We start from the raw sequence: 16,549 nt of genomic DNA on the forward strand, positions 1-16,549 counted from the left end.
GCATCTTATAAAAGGCACGGAAGTAAATCCGCGCCATAGTTAGCCATAAGTTTCTCATCACCGCCTGTTTCGCTGCTCTGCAGCGAGGATAGTCAGAGACTATCCATCATCCGGAAGGCACGAGTCTTTAGACTCGCGCCAGCGGAAAGCAAACGCATCCCTGTTTTGGAGCTACTTTTCCTATAAAAGCCTGAAATCAGAAGGGACTAAAAACTTCTCACAATGCTGTTGTGCAGGCCGTTGGTACTCCAGTAACCGCTGGCAATGATGCGGCGGATGGTGTAGAGTGGGTCTTGCTCATCTCGTTTGGTGGCCAGGATGTAGGCAGCTTTGAAGCCGCGTTTCTTCAGTTCTGGAATGGCCTCCGATCTCCACAGTCCGAAAGGATACGCGAAGTATTCCACCGGTTTGCCGGTGATGGCTTCCAGCTGTTTGGTGGGTTTTTCAATCTGGGTGATCCAATCTTTCTCCTGGTACTTCTTCACGTTGTGGTGGTCATAGGTGTGGGAGCCTATCACGTGCCCAGCGTCTGACAGCTCTTTGATCTGCTCTTTGGTCATGTAATTGGGCCGGCCAATGGAAACGGTCATGATGAAGAAGACCGCTTTGAAACCGTACTTGTCCAGCTCGGGCTTGGCCACGGTGTATTGGTCCAGCTTGGTGTCATCAAAGGTGAGCATGATGGGCTTGGAAGGGAGCGGGGTGCCTTTGGTGAGGTAGTCCTGCAGTTGATCGGGCAGGATGGTGTGGTAACCGCTATCGGCCAGCATTTTCATCTGGGCTCTGAAATCGGCAGGTTTCACAATGTAGTCTTTTCCCACTTTCCCATCGCGGGAGGTCCATTCCCTTATCTGGTGGTAGCACAGAATGGGCACCTGCTTGCGGCTGAGGATGGTGGCGGCCGTGGCTGTCTCGGTTTCAGCGATGGGGTTTGATTCTGTCTTGACGGAAACCGGCTCAGCGTTGCTTTGGACCTTAGCTGCGGCGGCTACTGCTGGGGTGGAAGAGGCGTTAACTTGTTCTGCTTTTTGCTCCGGTGAGGAACAGGAGAAAAGTGCGAGGCTAAAAGCGGCAGCCAAAAAGTATCTGCCACCAATGTTGAGAAAAGGCATATAGTAGATCAGGAATTCAATGCTAACAGGGTAAAAGAAGTTAGTTGTGGAGAGACAGCTTCTTTGGGCACCTTCCACCAACTTCACCTTGTAATCTACTGATTTCTGAGATCAGCAGCACTGGTTTCAGGCTTGTTTGCCAGAAAATAAGCTAAAAACAGGAAGAATCCCTTTCTAAAACTAATACTAGCGCATGCACCAACAAAAAAGGGCTCCACGTGCGTGGAGCCCTTTTGGAGGACTGATGTATAGTAAACTTAAGCAAGTTTCACATTCACAGCGTTTAGGCCTTTGCGTCCTTCTTTCAGGTCAAAGGTTACTTCATCGTTTTCTCTGATTTCGTCCACCAGGTTAGACACGTGCACGAAATACTCCTCATTGGAGTCAGCGTCTTTAATGAAACCAAAACCTTTGGTGTCATTAAAGAATTTTACTTTACCGTTTTTCATTAAAAGTGATAATAAAAGAAAAACTAAAGGTAAGTATTAAAATCCATAGTCTCTCCTTTTGCCGAATTTATTTACAAATTCTTAAACCAGGGAGCCCCTTTATGTTAGAAAGCTAATGGCAGAAAAGCGGGCCATAACAGGATAGCAGAATACCCTAAAGTATTGAAAGAGCATGCCTGTAGGTTTAGAATTCAGCGCTGCTTAGTACCTTGCCGGCAGATGGTTTGGCTCAGAACCTTTAACTAGCCGGCGGCCCTTAGGCAAGGCCGCTTCAGGAGGCTGGCTCACAAATGAACACATACATGGCACCAGAAACACAAGAAAAGATAAGAGTAGGACTAATTGGCTTCGGGATGGCGGGGCAGATTTTCCATGCGCCCTTCCTGCACGTGGTAGAAGGATTTGACTTGGTTAAAATCAGGGAAACCCGGGAGCCAAATATTCAACTGGCCCAGAGCCGGTACCCGCAGGCGCAGATCACCAGCCAGGCCGATGACATCATCCAGGATGAAGCCATTGATCTGGTGGTGGTAGCCACGCCCAACAGTTCGCATTATGATCTAGCGAAAAAAGCGCTGCTAGCGGGCAAACACGTAGTGGTGGAGAAGCCGTTTACAGCTACATCGGCGGAAGCCGAGGAACTGATTCAGCTAGCCAAAGAGCAGCAGAAAGTACTCACCGTTTACCACAACCGGCGTTGGGACAGCGACTTTAAAACAGTGCAGAAAGTGGTGCAGCAGGGCTTGTTAGGCAACCTGGTGGAGTATAAAGCCCATTTTGACCGCTTCCGGCCCAACCTGAAAGGCAACACCTGGAAAGAGGAAGCAGCGCCGGGCTCTGGGATTGTCTTTGACTTAGGTTCTCACCTGATTGACCAGGCGTTGGTGCTGTTTGGGACGCCGCAGGAAATCTCCGCCGATGTGCGCATTCAGCGGCCCAGCAGTCCGGTGATTGATAAGTTTGAGGCTACGCTGTTTTATGATTCTCTGAAAGTCACTTTATCGGCAGGGGTATTGGTACGGGAACCTAGCCCGCGCTATACCTTGCACGGCGACAAAGGCTCTTTCCTGAAATACGGCCTAGACGTGCAGGAAAAAGCGCTGAACGATGGCTTGCTGCCGCACACCACCCCTAATTGGGGCGTGGAACCAGAATCCATCTGGGGCCATCTGAACACCGAGCACCAAGGCTTGCACTTCATTGGCAAACTAGAAAGCGAAGCCGGGCACTACCGCAGTTTCTATGACAACGTGTACGGTGCTATCACCGGCCAGACCGAGTTGGCCGTAAAACCAGAGCAGGCCCGCGATGTGATAAAAGTGGTGGAACTCATCATGCAAAGCAGCCAGGAAAAGAGAACCCTGCCATTTGCCTAAACTGATTGGAGCCATTTCCTGGCCGTTTTTCTGAAATCGGCCTGAAAACAGGGATAAAGGAGGAGCCCGCTGCCAGTTAAGCAGCGGGCTCCTTGTTTATTGCTTATAAATCGAAAGCGGTGGGGCTCAGGACTTCGGAAGAAATTAAATCTTCACGAACTCTACCCGGCGGTTATTGGCTTTGGCTTCGGCGGTGGCGGCCTTGGTGATAGGCATCGATTCTCCCAGTCCTTTTGCTTTCAGACGATCGGCGGAGATGCCCTGGCTGATGAGGTAAGCTTTCACAGACTCGGCTCTTTGCTGGCTGAGTTTCAGGTTAGAGGCATCGTCGCCGTCGCTGTCGGTGTGGCCATCCACGCTGAATTTAAGGGTAGGCTGCTCCTGCATGAGCTTAGCGATGCTGTTCAACGTTCCCGCTGATTCTGGGCGGATATCGGCTTTGTTGGTGTCAAACTTCACGCCGTAAGTCACAATCTTGCCGGTAGCCAGCACCTGGTCATAGAGCTTTTTGCCGCCCTCGGCAATGAACACGTTCTTGATCATGGTATTTCCCTCTACGCGTCTGTCTACCTTCACTTTCATATTGACTGGTTTGCCCACCACATTGGGGATGTTGATCAGCCTATGCTGGTCCAGGTACACTTTCATGCTTCGTTTGTTGAAGGCGATGGAAACGTGGCGCCATTGGTTTTTGGTGCCGGCTGCCTCCAACTCAGCAGATTTTGACCCGAATTTGCTGAAATGAACGCCTTCCGCGGAAACAATGATGGGGTCCCAGAACATGCCGTGGGTAGCCTCGTTGTACTTGTTGAGTTCTTCCACGAAATAGATCTCGTAGTTTATGTTGGGGTTGTCTGAGTCAAAGTACAGGTCCATCTCCACGGTGAAGGTTTCGGGTAACCAGTTTTCGGTCTTCATGAGCGGACTGATGGCGCTGCCGTTGCTTACAAGGTTGATGACGTCTGTCCCGCCAAAAGAAGCAACCTCAGCATTGCCGTTTTTCAGGTCCCAACGCGAGGGGAACTCACCGTTTTCCTCGCCTTTCAGGTTATCAGAGAACAGCACCTTGTCACCGGGTACAAAATCATATTTGCTCCAGACCTTGGCCTTGGTTTCGGTTCCTGCATCTTCTGCCGGTGATTCCTCTGCAGAGGCTTCCTCGCTTTCCTTGGCCTCGGGTTTGGCCTTTTTGCCAGTAGCTACCTGATCTGCCGTCTTGTTGATTTTGGCATCGATTTTCTCGTTGACTTTGTTTTTGAGCTTGTCCGCGATGTTGAACTGGGCCTGGGCCGGAAGTGTGAGCAGAGAAAGAACCAATGCTCCTCCAAGGAAAGAAAGTTTAGAAGTCATAGATGTAAGGGGTATAGGTGAGTGATGTAGTTGCGCAGGTATTAGACGAAACCAATAGCGCATTTGACTATTGCTATACCCCTAGACAGCTAACACAGGCGGTACCCCTACGGCTCCAGGGATGGGTTGTGAAATGAGAGGGCCTTTAAGGCAGAGTTCCCCTTTAAAGAAAGCAGGTTCTCGCGTTTCAGGCGTGTTTTCTGAATTTTAGCTTAAAAAGAGAGAATTTGGTTGTGCGTGAAGCTGCCATTAAGGAGAGGACAGAACTCACCAGCCTTCTTTGAACCCGTGTCTGAGGGCATTTTCGTACTTCTCCATATTAAACTTGTACAGGTTGGGGGCTTTGTGCGCGCCTCCTTTTCTGGGTTCCTCCAGTTTGTCCAGTATGTCATAGGCCAGCATCTTCCGGTAGAAGTTTCCGCGGTTCAGCTTTTTGCCCAGAATGATTTCATACAGTTTTTGCAGCTCTGGCATGGTGAACTCAGCGGGCAGCAGATTGTACCCGATGGGTTTGTAGTTCAGTTGCCTTCTTAAGGTTTCCAGCGCTTCCAGAAGGATCTTCTGGTGGTCCATCATCAGGGCTGGCAGATTTTCAATATCCTTCCATTCGCAGGCGCTGGAGAGTTCATCTGGCACAGGAATTACCTCTGTGTAGTCTACCAGCGCATAGAACCCAACAGAGATAAAGCGCTGTTTGTGCCACAGCGTGTCTGGATACTCCTGGAAGAAGTCCTCAGAGCGGTTCAGCTCAGAAAAGACACTGAACTGCTGAAGGAAAATGTCTTCGGCCCCGGTTCGTTCCTGCAGAATGCGGGCGGCGGCTTGGTTCATGTCCTCGTGCTTGCCCATGTAGCCGCCAGGCAATCCCCATCGGTCCTGGTCTTTCACCTTCAACAGCAGAACCTTAAGGGTGGCATCATGAAACCCAAAAACTACGCAGTCTATGGAGATATGCGGTATGTAATCCTGCCAGTACAAAGCAGATTTCTGCTCCAGTAAACTTCTCAAGTCTCCCTGGTTCTCCATGAGGGTTATAGTAGGATTCACAATTTGCTGATTTTGGTCAAGGGCCTTCCGAACCGTTCAGGGGATAACGGTTGCTTGAAGTTACTGCCGGAAGTTGGTACTTACAACGGGTGGGTAGGCGCTCTTTCTGTTCCTACCATCTGTTCTGAGGCAGTTTTCCGCAAAACAGGCGTAAAACAAAAAAGCCCTCTTGCAGATGCAAGAGGGCTTTTCTATAGATAAGTTATGCTTAGTTCTCTGAGTTGCCGTAGCGCTTGCGCTCGTTCTCGTCTAAGTAAATCTTACGCATTCTGATGCTCTTAGGAGTTACTTCCAGGTACTCATCCTTCTGGATGTATTCCATGGCTTCTTCCAGGGAGAACACTTTCTTAGGCGCAATCTTCACGTTGTCATCAGAACCGGAGGCACGCATGTTGGTCAGTTTCTTTCCTTTCTGGATGTTCACCACCAGGTCATTGCCCCGGCTGTGCTCGCCAATTACCTGACCCATGTACACATCTTCACCCGGCTCCACGAAGAAGATACCGCGGTCTTGCAGTTTGTCAATGGAGTAGGCCGTTCCTGGGCCCGTTTCCATGGCAATCAAAGAACCGGCAATACGGCCTGGGATAGTACCTTTGAACGGCTCATACTGCAGGAAGCGGTGGTTCATGATGGCCTCACCGGCAGTGGCGGTCAAGACGTTGTTACGCAGACCAATCAAGCCGCGGGCCGGGATGTTGAACTCCAGGTGCTGCAGGTCGCCTTTCGGCTCCATGATGGTCAGTTCGCCTTTGCGCATGGTTACCAGTTCAATTACTTTACCAGCGGTTTCTTCTGGCACGTCCACTACCAGGTGCTCTACCGGCTCGTGTTTTTGGCCGTCAATTTCTTTGAAGATAACCTGTGGCTGACCTACCTGTAACTCGTAGCCTTCACGACGCATGGTCTCAATCAACACAGACAAGTGCAGAATACCACGGCCGTACACCAGGAACTGGTCTTCACGGTCGGTCTCGTCTACGCGCAGGGCCAGGTTTTTCTCGGTTTCTTTGAACAGACGGTCGCGCAGGTGACGGGAAGTCACAAACTTACCTTCTTTCCCGAAGAACGGAGAGTTGTTGATGGTGAAGAGCATGTTCATGGTTGGCTCATCAATGGCGATGCGGTCCATCGGCTCTGGGTTCTCGAAATCAGCCAGGGTATCGCCAATGTCAAAGCCTTCAATACCGGTCACGGCGCAGATCTCACCGGCGGCTACTTCGGCCACCTTCACTTTGCCAAGACCTTCAAATACCTGAAGTTCTTTGATCTTCACTTTCTTGATAGAACCATCGCGCTTGCAAAGGCTCATGTTGGCTCCCTCTTTCAGGACACCGCGGTGCACGCGCCCAATGGCGATACGGCCCACGAAAGAAGAGTAATCCAGAGAGGTTACCTGCATCTGCGGCGTACCTTCACGGAACGGGGCAGGAGGGATCACCTCAATAATAGCATCCAATAAAGGAGTGATGTCTTCGGTTGGCTGCATCCAGTCGCGGCTCATCCAGCCTTGCTTGCTGGAGCCGTACAGGGTCACGAAGTCCAGCTGGTCTTCAGTGGCATCCAGGTTGAACATGAGGTCAAATACAGACTCATGCACCTCGTCTGGGCGGCAGTTCTCTTTGTCTACTTTATTTACTACCACAATTGGCTTAAGGCCCAACTGGATAGCTTTTCCTAGCACGAAACGGGTCTGGGGCATAGGACCTTCAAAGGCGTCCACCAGCAACAGAACCCCATCGGCCATCTTCAATACACGCTCTACTTCCCCTCCAAAGTCGGCGTGACCAGGAGTATCGATGATGTTGATTTTAACATCTTTGTACCGAACGGACACGTTTTTGGAAACGATGGTAATGCCGCGTTCCCGCTCCAGGTCGTTGTTGTCCAGGATCAGGTCGTCAAACTGTTGGTGTGCGTCAAAAATCTTTGAAGCATGGATGATTTTGTCTACCAACGTGGTTTTACCGTGGTCCACGTGGGCAATAATCGCGATGTTGCGGATATTTTGCATTAGAGGTTATTTTCAGGCCGCAAAGGTAAGGTTTTTCTTAGGCTTTTCTATACTTATTCTGAAAAACCCCTTTTGCCCAACCACTTACGGGTAATTGCTTAAGGTATAAAACACCTGTAAGGGTAGGCTAAGTTCCGGGGAGGTTCTATTCTCTTGGAGAAGATATTTTCAAGGAACGGCTTGCTATTCTCCCCAACAATCATTAGTTTTTCTATGGCTTTTATAAGCTGTTTTCTCGTATACAAGAGGGTAGGACTGATTACCGCAATATTCTAATTTGCCTAAGATGAAGTACTTAGGCGTTCTTACCAATAGTCCTATATCCAGTGAACTGTTGTTGCCCCAATGCTGAGCGTGTAATTTTTTCTTTACACCAGGTGAATTACTGACTATCAGAAAAGTCAATATTGTATTAAAACGTTTGGATTTCCTTTGCGTAATGAGCGCATCTGAACGTACCTTTACCTTACAATATTTCAGTCTGCGGAGGGGAGAGGCGTTTGAAAAAAGGCGTGGAAGAATCCACGACCTACTGTATCTATCTACATCTTTTTATACCCATATTGTATGCCCCTAACCTCGGAGAAAACCGGTTATTCCCCCTCTCTTTCGCCAATTTACCAGGAAAGGATAAACTGGCTGCAGCAGGAACTACGCCCGCACCGCGAAGCGCTCATGCAGCACCCACTGTATGAGTCTATTTATGATCTGGCAGACCTGCGGGTTTTCATGGAGAGCCACATCTTTGCCGTCTGGGATTTCATGAGCCTGCTGAAAAGCCTGCAGCGCCACTTAACCTGTGTGGATGTACCCTGGACCCCGCACGGCAGCCCCTCTAACCGCAGGCTCATCAATGAGATTGTGCTGGAGGAAGAAACCGATGTAGACCCTGAAGGCAACCCCATCAGCCACTTTGAACTGTATGTACGGGCTATGGAAGAGTGCGGCGCCGATACCCGCCTGATCCATGAGTTCATGGCCGGTTTGCACCAGGGCAAATCTGTGTTCACCCAATTAGAGAACCTGCCGGTGCCGGGCAACACCCGTGATTTCGTGAAGCACACCTTCCAAATCATCCAGAGCGGGCAACCGCACCGCATTGCCGCCGCATTCACCTTTGGCCGCGAGGATGTGATCCCGGATATGTTCCGTTGCCTCATCGGTGACCTGAACCGCCGCTACCCCGGTACCCTGGACACCTTCCAGTACTATATGGACCGCCACATTCAGCTGGATGACGAGATTCACTCGCCGCTGGCCATGAAAATGGTGTCTGAACTGTGCGGCGATGACGAGCACAAGTGGGAAGAATGCCGCGAGGAAGCCGTGGCCTGCCAGCGCATGCGCCTGCACCTGTGGGATGGTATTTTGGCTAAGATCAAACGCCACTAGGCTTTAAATCCTTTGCCCGTGTGTTGACGTACTGGTAAGCACAGACCTTAACACATACAACTATGGATTTAGAGAACCTGAGCTCCAACAGCGAGAATATAGAGAACACCGGTTACCTTATATTAAAGGCCTTCAAAGTGAAAGGCACGCAGGCCGAGGAAGTACTGGGTTGGGACGAGATTTATCCTTTCCTGCACCAGGAAGACGATAAACTCCACTACCGCGATGTGCAGAAACGCGCCGAGGAACACTTGCGCAACCAAGGCTATGCCACCCCAGACCCCGCCGGTCTGCGGCTGACTCCGGTAGGCTACAAAGCCGTGCAGGAACTGGAAGATGAGGACTTAAGCCAAAGCAACGCCCGTTAACCAGAAAAGCCATGCAGACGTTTTGGAGGAGATTTTGGGAAAGAGGGCGGAAAACGGCTGTCATGTTTCTTTGCCCATTGGCGTGCAGTTTGTGGGTGGCAGCCTGCACCTCGGCCCGCGACAATCCGGCCTTGGAAGTAGCAGAGCCGCAGCGTACGTACCGGGCCACGCCCACCGTGCAGGAAATGAACCAGCAGGCCAGTCACGTGAACCGGAAACTGAACATAGAGGACCGGAATCCTAACTCGCCGGGAAACCACACACCTGCCATGCGCAGCCAGAAAATTCTGCCGGGGCGGCAACCGGTAGCGCCAGACACCATCCGGCGCCCAGCCATGCCCCCCAGGGTAAACACCACCGGCGGAGAACAATAGAACCTGTTTTCACGGCATATTCTGAAAAACACCCAGAAAACGCCGCTTCTCTCGTGCATGTGCACGGAAGAAGCGGCGTTTTTGCTTTAGGCTGCTGGTAGGTTAAATAGAATTCGGCAAGGCCATTGATGCTTTGGTTACACACTTAGCAGTTCTGTTAAGATCAGGTTAAAAAGCCTCTGAAGTTCAACTTAGATAACCAACTTCCTGAAAGCTAGTACACTACTTTAAGCTCGGGCTTAGTTGAGGCTAACCGTAAACTCCTGCTAAGGTGGAGATTCTGATTTCAGGCTGTTTTTGGCAAAGCAGGCCCGAAACGTGCCAGTAAGCCCTTGCCCTGGCAACACGCCCACCAATGAGTACCTATTTACTATATTTGCAGCATAACCTATACAACATGGCTGAAACCACCTATCCACAAAGATATACCCTTACCGCGGCGCTGCCCTACGCCAACGGTCCCGTGCACATTGGGCACCTGGCCGGCGTGTACATTCCCGCCGATATCTACGCCCGTTACCTGCGCTCGCGCGGCCGTGATGTGAAGTTTGTCTGCGGCTCAGATGAGCACGGCGTTCCTATCACCATTCGGGCCAAAAAAGAAGGCATCACGCCACAGCAGGCCGTGGACAAGTACCACGAGCTGATCAAGAAATCCTTCGCCGATTTCAACATCTCCTTTGATATCTATTCCCGCACCTCGTCGCAGACACACCGCGAGGTGTCTTCCGGTTTCTTCCTGAAACTCTACAACGAGGGCAAGTTTATTGAGCAGACCACCCAGCAGTACTATGACGAGAAAGCCCAGCAGTTCCTCGCCGACCGCTACATTGTGGGTACCTGCCCCAAGTGCGGCAACGAGAACGCCTACGGCGACCAGTGCGAAAGCTGCGGAACCTCTTTGAACGCCACTGACCTGATCAACCCGAAAAGCACCCTGAGCGGCGAGCCGCCCGTGCTGCGCGATACCAAGCACTGGTACCTGCCGCTGGACCAATACGAGGCCTGGCTGCGCGAGTGGATTGTGGATGGCCACAAGAATGACTGGAAAACGAACGTGTACGGCCAGTGCAAAAGCTGGATCGATCAAGGATTGCAGCCCCGCGCCGTAACCCGTGACCTGGACTGGGGCGTGCCCGTGCCGGTAGAAGGTGCCGAGGGAAAAGTGCTCTACGTGTGGTTTGATGCGCCTATTGGCTATATCTCCGCTACCAAAGACCTCACGCCGGACTGGGAAACCTACTGGAAAGACCAGGGCACCAAGTTGGTGCACTTCATAGGGAAGGACAACATTGTTTTCCACTGCATCATCTTCCCGGCCATGCTCAAGGCCCACGGAGATTACGTGCTCCCCGACAACGTGCCCGCCAACGAGTTCCTGAACCTGGAAGGCAACAAAATCTCCACCTCCCGCAACTGGGCGGTGTGGCTGCACGAGTACCTGGAAGAACTGCCCGGCAAAGCCGATGTATTGCGTTACGTGCTTTGCGCCAATGCTCCCGAGACCAAAGACAACGACTTCACCTGGAAAGATTTCCAGGCCCGCAACAACAACGAACTGCTGGCCATCTTCGGGAACTTCATCAACCGGGTGGTGGTGCTCACCAATAAATACTACAAAGGAAAAGTTCCTAGTCGCCAAGCCGTATTAGACCCAATTGATGTAGCTATAATAACTGAGCTTGAAGGATATCCAGAATCAATTGCTGCCTCCCTTGAGAAGTACCGTTTCAAGGAAGCCTTGGGTGAGTTGATGAACCTGGCGCGCCTGGGTAACAAATACCTCGCAGACACCGAGCCTTGGAAACTGATCAAGACCGATGCCGCCCGCGTAGAAACCATCATGAACATCGCGTTGCAGATCTCAGCTAGCCTGACCATCTTGTCTGAGCCGTTCTTGCCGGAAACGGCCGGTAAACTGGCAGCCATGCTGAACTACACGCCGGGCAAGTGGGACGAGGCGGGTTCACCTGATCTCATTCCTTCGGGGCACACCATCGGCGAAGCCGCGTTGCTGTTTGAGAAGATTGAGGATGCCGTGATTGAGGCGCAGGTGCAGAAACTGCTTAATACCAAAAAGGAGAACGAGCTGGCGAATGCCGTGGCGGCGCCATCAAAGGAGAACATCAACTTCGATGATTTCTCCAAGATCGATATCCGCATTGGGACCATCCTGGAAGCTGAGAAAGTGGCCAAAACCAAGAAGCTACTGAAGCTGAAAGTAGACACCGGCATTGACCAGCGTACCATTGTGAGCGGCATTGCCGAGCACTTCAACCCCGAGGAAATCATCGGGCAGCAGGTGAGCGTGCTAGTGAATCTGGCGCCGCGCGAGATCAAAGGCATTGTGAGCCAGGGCATGCTCCTGATGGCCGAAAACGCCGACGGATCTCTGGCTTTTATGCAGCCATCCAAGCCAATTGTGAACGGCGGTGGAGTCTCTTAGTAAATAGGAAATATATTAAGCGTTTCAGGCTTTCTTTGCCAGAAACACGCTTAAAACAGAAGCTAAACAAAAAGCCTCGCTGATTACGTCAGCGAGGCTTTTTGTTTAGTCATCATCCCGTAGGCTGAAGTGGTGTTGAAATTCTTTCGGAATAAGGGCCGGCCGTTGCGTAATCTCGTGGTAACAGATGGCATCCTGGGCGTAGTAGTGGATCACCATGCTTTTACGGGTAGCCGCCGGGTTAAGGATAGGGCAGCCGCCGTGCAGCAGGTTTGCATGCCAGACAAACACATCGCCTTTCCTGGCATAGAATATCTCTTGCTCCAGCTGTTTCTCCTGGATGATTTCGCTGATGCGTTTCTCATAGTTAGGATACGCATGATCCCCGATTCTGAGAGCAGAGCTGCCGCTGTTAAAATCGGGGTTCAGGACATAGGGTAATTTATGGCTGCCCGGGTAGTAGAACAAGGGGCCATTCTCTGGGGTAATGTCTTCCAGGGCAATCCAGGCGGCTACCAGATATCCCAACGGATAAGTGGTCATGTGAATGGAGTCTGAATGGGCTTTTTGTTCGCTGCCTTTGAGAAAATTGATGCTTTGAAACGGAATTACTTTTTTCCCTAGCAGAAACTCCAGTACGTGCAGGAGCTCGGGTTTATGCACTACATCGCCTATCACTTTTGACTGCCGAAAGGCGAACATGATTTTGCGTTTGGTGTAGTTGAAGTCTACCTCTTTGCGCTGCAGCATCTTGTCAATTTCCTGATTGATGCTGTCTACGGAGCTCTCAGGTAAAAACTTGTCCAGGATAAGATAACCCTTGTCAGGCCATTGTTGCAACTGCTCCCGTACGGGTGCCGGGAAAGAGCTTAACTGTGGGTGAGAAGCCAGTTGCTGCGATGCCGCAGGGCGGTCTAGCCAAGGGCCGGGCTGAGGCGGCAGTTTTGCAAAATCAACACTGGAAACGGGAGCATAGATAGGCTTCTTTACCCCAAATTTTTTATAGATAGCCCGGTTGTGCTTTAACTCTGGGAGGTGCAGCAGGTTATTGACAATGTAAACGGCCTTTAACGTCCGCAGAAAGCCTGTGTATTTCTGGAGAAGCTTCTTCATAAACTACAATGAATACGAAAGATATGCTTTTTACCCAAATACAGGCTAGTCATAGGGGCCGATGGCTGCAGGAAAGGCTTCTATATGGTTTCTGCTTTACACCCGTGCCTGCACCAGTTACTCACCAAATATAAGCAGGTCTTTGCGCTTGAAGGCCCGCCGCTTATTCTTCAATAAACGATTCGCCTTTCACCGGAAACAAGCTGTCTACCACGTTTATAAGGCGGGTTCTGGTGTTTTTAGGGCGTTTCAGCAAAGCAAGCGATTTAAAGTTGAACTGCTGTAAGCGGGCAATGTCCTGGTCAAGAGATAAGCCCTGCAGATGAGACTCCATGAAGAACTGATTGATGCACTCATTCCATTCGTCTTTGTTGCCCCAGTAATGCGCAATCCAGGGCTTGGCTTCGCAGAGTTCGTAGGTTTCTTCCAGCGCAACCGAAAGGGCAAATTGCTCAATGAGCCGGGGAGTTACCTTTTGGGCGCACAGCGTGTCACAGATCTGGAGGGCCAGTTGAATCGCCTCCAGGTTCTTCTGGGCTGGCAGAGTAACCACCCCTGCGTTCCACATGTGGTGGTTTTCAGTGATCTGCAGGTTGCCAATGTTCAGGCCTTTTACCTGGCTCCACATCCGTTTATCGGTTTTGCTTTTCAGCTCAGAGAGCTTGCCTTCGCACAGGTGCATGAACGCTTTTCCGGCGGCTAACTCGGAACACAACTCCTCGGGATTGCGGTACAGGAACACATCAGAATCTAAGTACATTACCGACTGGTCTGGGTGTTGCTGCACCAGTTGCTCAATGGCTTTGATCTTGACGCGCCAGAAGAAGTTGTGCGGCCCTTTCCATTGGGTGAGCTGCTCTGGGGTGGCGGTCACTACCTGTACATGGTCTTGCAGATGCTGGTACAGGTTTGGGTAGTCTGTGTAGACGTAGATACGATGCTGCTCCTTCAGGTACGGCAAAAAAGACAAGATCGCGAAGTTTGCCTGGAAGTGGTTCTTGATGTTAGGACCGAATGTAAGGAACAGAAGATTCATGCAAGGGCGCCTGATTAAAAGAAAAGGCTATTTAGAGATACGGCGGAAGGAGTTATTTGGCTAAACCAGACGTTTGCGGTTTTCTGTTTTGAGACGATTCTTTGAAAAACAGCGCCAAAACGATTTCAGGCTATGGAGAGGACTATCTTGCCGATGTGCTCACTGCTTTCCATAAGGGCGTGGGCCTGGGCTGCCTCTTGCAGAGAGAAGGTTTGGTAGATTACCGGTCTGAATTTACCCGCCTCCAGCAAAGGCCACACGTGTTTTTCTATGTCAGCGGTAAGGAGCGCTTTGAACTCAGCGTCTCTGGGGCGCAGGGTACTACCGCTAATAGAAAGCCGTTTCTGCATGACCTGCATTACGTTGAACTCGCCTTTGGCACCCTGCATCGCGTTGATGAATACTAACTGACCATCGGGTTTGAGCAGGTTCAGGTTCTTAGGGATGTAGTTGCCGCCCACCATGTCCAGAACTACGTCTACGCCTTCGGTTTTCAGGATTTCTTCAAAGTCCTCGGTTTTGTAGTTGATACAGCGTTCAGCGCCTAAGGCTTCGCAGGCGGCGCATTTCTCCGGGCTACCGGCGGTGGCGAACACGCGGGCTCCCCACGCTTTCGCCAACTGAATGGCCGTAATCCCGATGCCGCTGCTTCCGCCGTGTACCAGTAGGGACTCTCCGGGCTGTAACTTGCCCCGCTGAAAGACATTGTGCCAAACCGTGAAAACAGTCTCAGGCAGCGAGGCCGCTTCCTCAAAACTCCAGCCAGAAGGAACCGGAAGACAGTGCCGGGCATCTACCACCGCGTACTCGGCGTAGCCGCCGCCGGGCAGCAGAGCACAGACAGCGTCACCTAATTGCCATCGCTGTACCTCGTCTCCACAGGCCTCTATTATACCCGCCACTTCCAGACCCGGAATATCCACGGGAGCACCGGCAGGAGGAGGGTAGTTCCCCTTGCGTTGTGCCACATCGGGGCGGTTGATACCCGCGGCTTTTACCTTGATGAGAACCTGCTGCGCCGTTGACGAAGGCATGTCTTTCTCCTGTACCTGCAAAACGTCTGGGGCACCGGGCGTGGTAATCACTACTGCTTTCATGCAAATGGCTGATGGGTGGTCTGAGGCAATACCTTCCTTTTCAGGATTTGGTTACTTACAATTCCAGGGAAAAGGGCACTAAAACAAACCACTCCATTTCCGGGCTTCTTTAGAGAAATCGGCCCGGAAATGGAGCGGTTGAAAGTTGAGAGATATGGCCTATTTCACCCCAAGAAACGCGGGAATCACCTGCACATATACCGGCGAAGGCAGTTCAGTAGAGTGGCCGGTGTAGGTCAGTTTTCCGGTTTGGGTGTCCACTTTGAAGGTGGTGATGTTGTTGGAGCGTTGGTTGGCCACCAGCATGGTTTTGCCCGAAGGACTCAGCGTAAAATTGCGCGGCCAGTTGCCCTGAACGCTCACGTGCTGCACCAGGGTGAGCTTGTTGGTATCTTGGTCTATGGCGAACACCACAATGCTGTTGTGCCCGCGGTTAGAGCCGTACAGAAACCTGCCATCGGCGGAAACATGCACATCGGCGCAGGCGTTCTCTCCGGTGTAATCGGAGGGGATGGTAGGGACGGTTTCCACCTCGGTGAACGTACCGTTGGCCGCGTTGTACATGAGCGATGTCATGGTGGCGTTCAGCTCATTGATGACGTACGCAAACCGCTTGTTGGGGTGGAACGTGAGGTGCCGTGGTCCGGCCCCGGCTTTCGCCGCGAACGCTGGTTGCGCCTGCCGCTCCAACTTGCCCGCCTTTTGGTCCAGCTTATAGCTTACAATCTGGTCAATGCCTAAATCCACTGCCAGCGCGTACTCATTGGCCGGGTCTGGGATGATGCAGTGGGCGTGCGCCGCGTCTTGTTGTTTCCTGGGGCCTTTGCCCTGGTGCTGGTCCATGTCTGAGGAAGCACTCAGGGAGCCATCGGCTTGGATAGGATAGGCAGAAACGTTGCCGCCCACGTAGTTGGCCACCAGGGCTACTTTGTTTTTATGGTCCAGGCTGATGTAGCAGGGAGCACCGCCCAGCGAAGGCTGCTTGTTCAGGAACGTAAGGTTGCCGGTTTGCTGGTCTATGGCGAAGGCACTCACGGCTCCGCTTTTCTGACCCTCGTACTCCGTGGTTTCGTTTACCGCGTACAGGTGTTTGCGGTCGGCATCCAGGGTAAGAAAGGACGGGTTTTCCCCGGCTTTCACGCCTTGTATGCGGGTTAGTTCTCCCGTCTCTTCGTTTAGCTTGTACGCAAAGATGCTCTCGGCATCTGGTTTGGCATAGGTACCTACGTAGACCATCATCTCTTGTGAAGTTGAGTTCTGCTTAACGGAAGTACAGGCGGCCAGGGTTGCGGTAAGCCCAATAGCGGTCAGAAGAGTGCGGAAAGAGTGCAGCATGGAGCAGTTGGTTTGATTACGATAGGAAAGCTACTGATTC

At 51.6% G+C, this 16,549-nt stretch carries 14 protein-coding genes; 5 read left to right on the forward strand and 9 right to left on the reverse strand.

Annotated elements, in window-relative coordinates; genetic code table 11:
- Positions 1-206: 206 nt before the first annotated feature.
- Together JT719_RS18860 and JT719_RS18865 are read right to left on the reverse strand one after the other, a co-directional pair.
- Positions 207-1,112 (reverse strand): polysaccharide deacetylase family protein, encoded by a 906-nt coding sequence (locus JT719_RS18860; RefSeq protein WP_207435295.1) that lies wholly within the window; start codon positions 1,110-1,112, stop codon positions 207-209.
- Between the two features lie 257 nt (positions 1,113-1,369).
- Complete coding sequence (locus JT719_RS18865; RefSeq protein ID WP_207435296.1) at positions 1,370-1,561, reverse strand: cold-shock protein; 192 nt, start codon at positions 1,559-1,561, stop codon at positions 1,370-1,372.
- 302 nt (positions 1,562-1,863) lie between these two features.
- Here JT719_RS18865 and JT719_RS18870 point away from each other — a divergent pair, with 302 nt between their 5' ends.
- Positions 1,864-2,937, forward strand: a complete 1,074-nt coding sequence (locus tag JT719_RS18870) for an oxidoreductase (protein ID WP_207435297.1) — start codon at positions 1,864-1,866, stop codon at positions 2,935-2,937.
- A gap of 144 nt (positions 2,938-3,081) precedes the next feature.
- Here the strand turns inward: JT719_RS18870 and JT719_RS18875 are convergent, their stop codons facing one another.
- The 3 genes from JT719_RS18875 to typA all read right to left on the reverse strand — a co-directional run bounded on the left by JT719_RS18875 (position 3,082) and on the right by typA (position 7,348).
- Positions 3,082-4,287, reverse strand: a complete 1,206-nt coding sequence (locus tag JT719_RS18875; RefSeq protein WP_207435298.1) for an OmpA family protein — start codon at positions 4,285-4,287, stop codon at positions 3,082-3,084.
- A gap of 267 nt (positions 4,288-4,554) precedes the next feature.
- Positions 4,555-5,334 (reverse strand): NUDIX hydrolase, encoded by a 780-nt coding sequence (locus JT719_RS18880; protein WP_341350781.1) that lies wholly within the window; start codon positions 5,332-5,334, stop codon positions 4,555-4,557.
- Between the two features lie 208 nt (positions 5,335-5,542).
- Entirely contained in the window at positions 5,543-7,348 is a 1,806-nt protein-coding gene (typA, locus tag JT719_RS18885; protein ID WP_207435299.1) for a translational GTPase TypA, read from the reverse strand.
- A 567-nt stretch (positions 7,349-7,915) separates the two neighbouring features.
- On the opposite strand from typA, the gene JT719_RS18890 reads away from it, so the two are divergent.
- From JT719_RS18890 to metG, 4 genes are all read left to right on the forward strand, one after another.
- The gene (locus tag JT719_RS18890; RefSeq protein WP_207435300.1) at positions 7,916-8,740 is read left to right on the forward strand and encodes a DUF3050 domain-containing protein; all 825 of its coding nucleotides are present in this window, start codon (positions 7,916-7,918) and stop codon (positions 8,738-8,740) included.
- A 62-nt stretch (positions 8,741-8,802) separates the two neighbouring features.
- Complete coding sequence (locus JT719_RS18895) at positions 8,803-9,108, forward strand: hypothetical protein (protein WP_207435301.1); 306 nt, start codon at positions 8,803-8,805, stop codon at positions 9,106-9,108.
- Positions 9,109-9,170: 62 nt separating this feature from the next.
- Positions 9,171-9,482, forward strand: a complete 312-nt coding sequence (locus JT719_RS18900; protein ID WP_207435302.1) for a hypothetical protein — start codon at positions 9,171-9,173, stop codon at positions 9,480-9,482.
- Between the two features lie 397 nt (positions 9,483-9,879).
- A complete protein-coding gene (gene metG, locus JT719_RS18905; RefSeq protein WP_242693356.1) occupies positions 9,880-11,928 on the forward strand; it encodes a methionine--tRNA ligase in 2,049 nt (682 codons plus the stop codon).
- 105 nt (positions 11,929-12,033) lie between these two features.
- Here metG and JT719_RS18910 read toward each other — a convergent pair whose 3' ends face one another.
- From JT719_RS18910 to JT719_RS18925, 4 genes are all read right to left on the reverse strand, one after another.
- A complete protein-coding gene (locus JT719_RS18910; protein WP_207435304.1) occupies positions 12,034-13,041 on the reverse strand; it encodes a phytanoyl-CoA dioxygenase family protein in 1,008 nt (335 codons plus the stop codon).
- A 163-nt stretch (positions 13,042-13,204) separates the two neighbouring features.
- Positions 13,205-14,077: a hypothetical protein gene (locus JT719_RS18915; protein ID WP_207435305.1), complete on the reverse strand. Its 873-nt coding sequence runs from the start codon at positions 14,075-14,077 to the stop codon at positions 13,205-13,207.
- A 125-nt stretch (positions 14,078-14,202) separates the two neighbouring features.
- Positions 14,203-15,174, reverse strand: coding sequence for an NAD(P)H-quinone oxidoreductase (locus JT719_RS18920; protein WP_207435306.1), 972 nt, complete (start codon positions 15,172-15,174; stop codon positions 14,203-14,205).
- Between the two features lie 159 nt (positions 15,175-15,333).
- Positions 15,334-16,509 carry a lactonase family protein gene (locus JT719_RS18925; RefSeq protein ID WP_207435307.1) on the reverse strand — a complete coding sequence of 392 codons (1,176 nt, stop codon included), beginning with the start codon at positions 16,507-16,509 and terminating at the stop codon, positions 15,334-15,336.
- Positions 16,510-16,549 lie beyond the last annotated feature (40 nt).

The sequence above is a fragment of the Sabulibacter ruber genome (genome assembly GCF_017355955.1).
Lineage (GTDB): Bacteria > Bacteroidota > Bacteroidia > Cytophagales > Hymenobacteraceae > Nibribacter > Nibribacter ruber_A.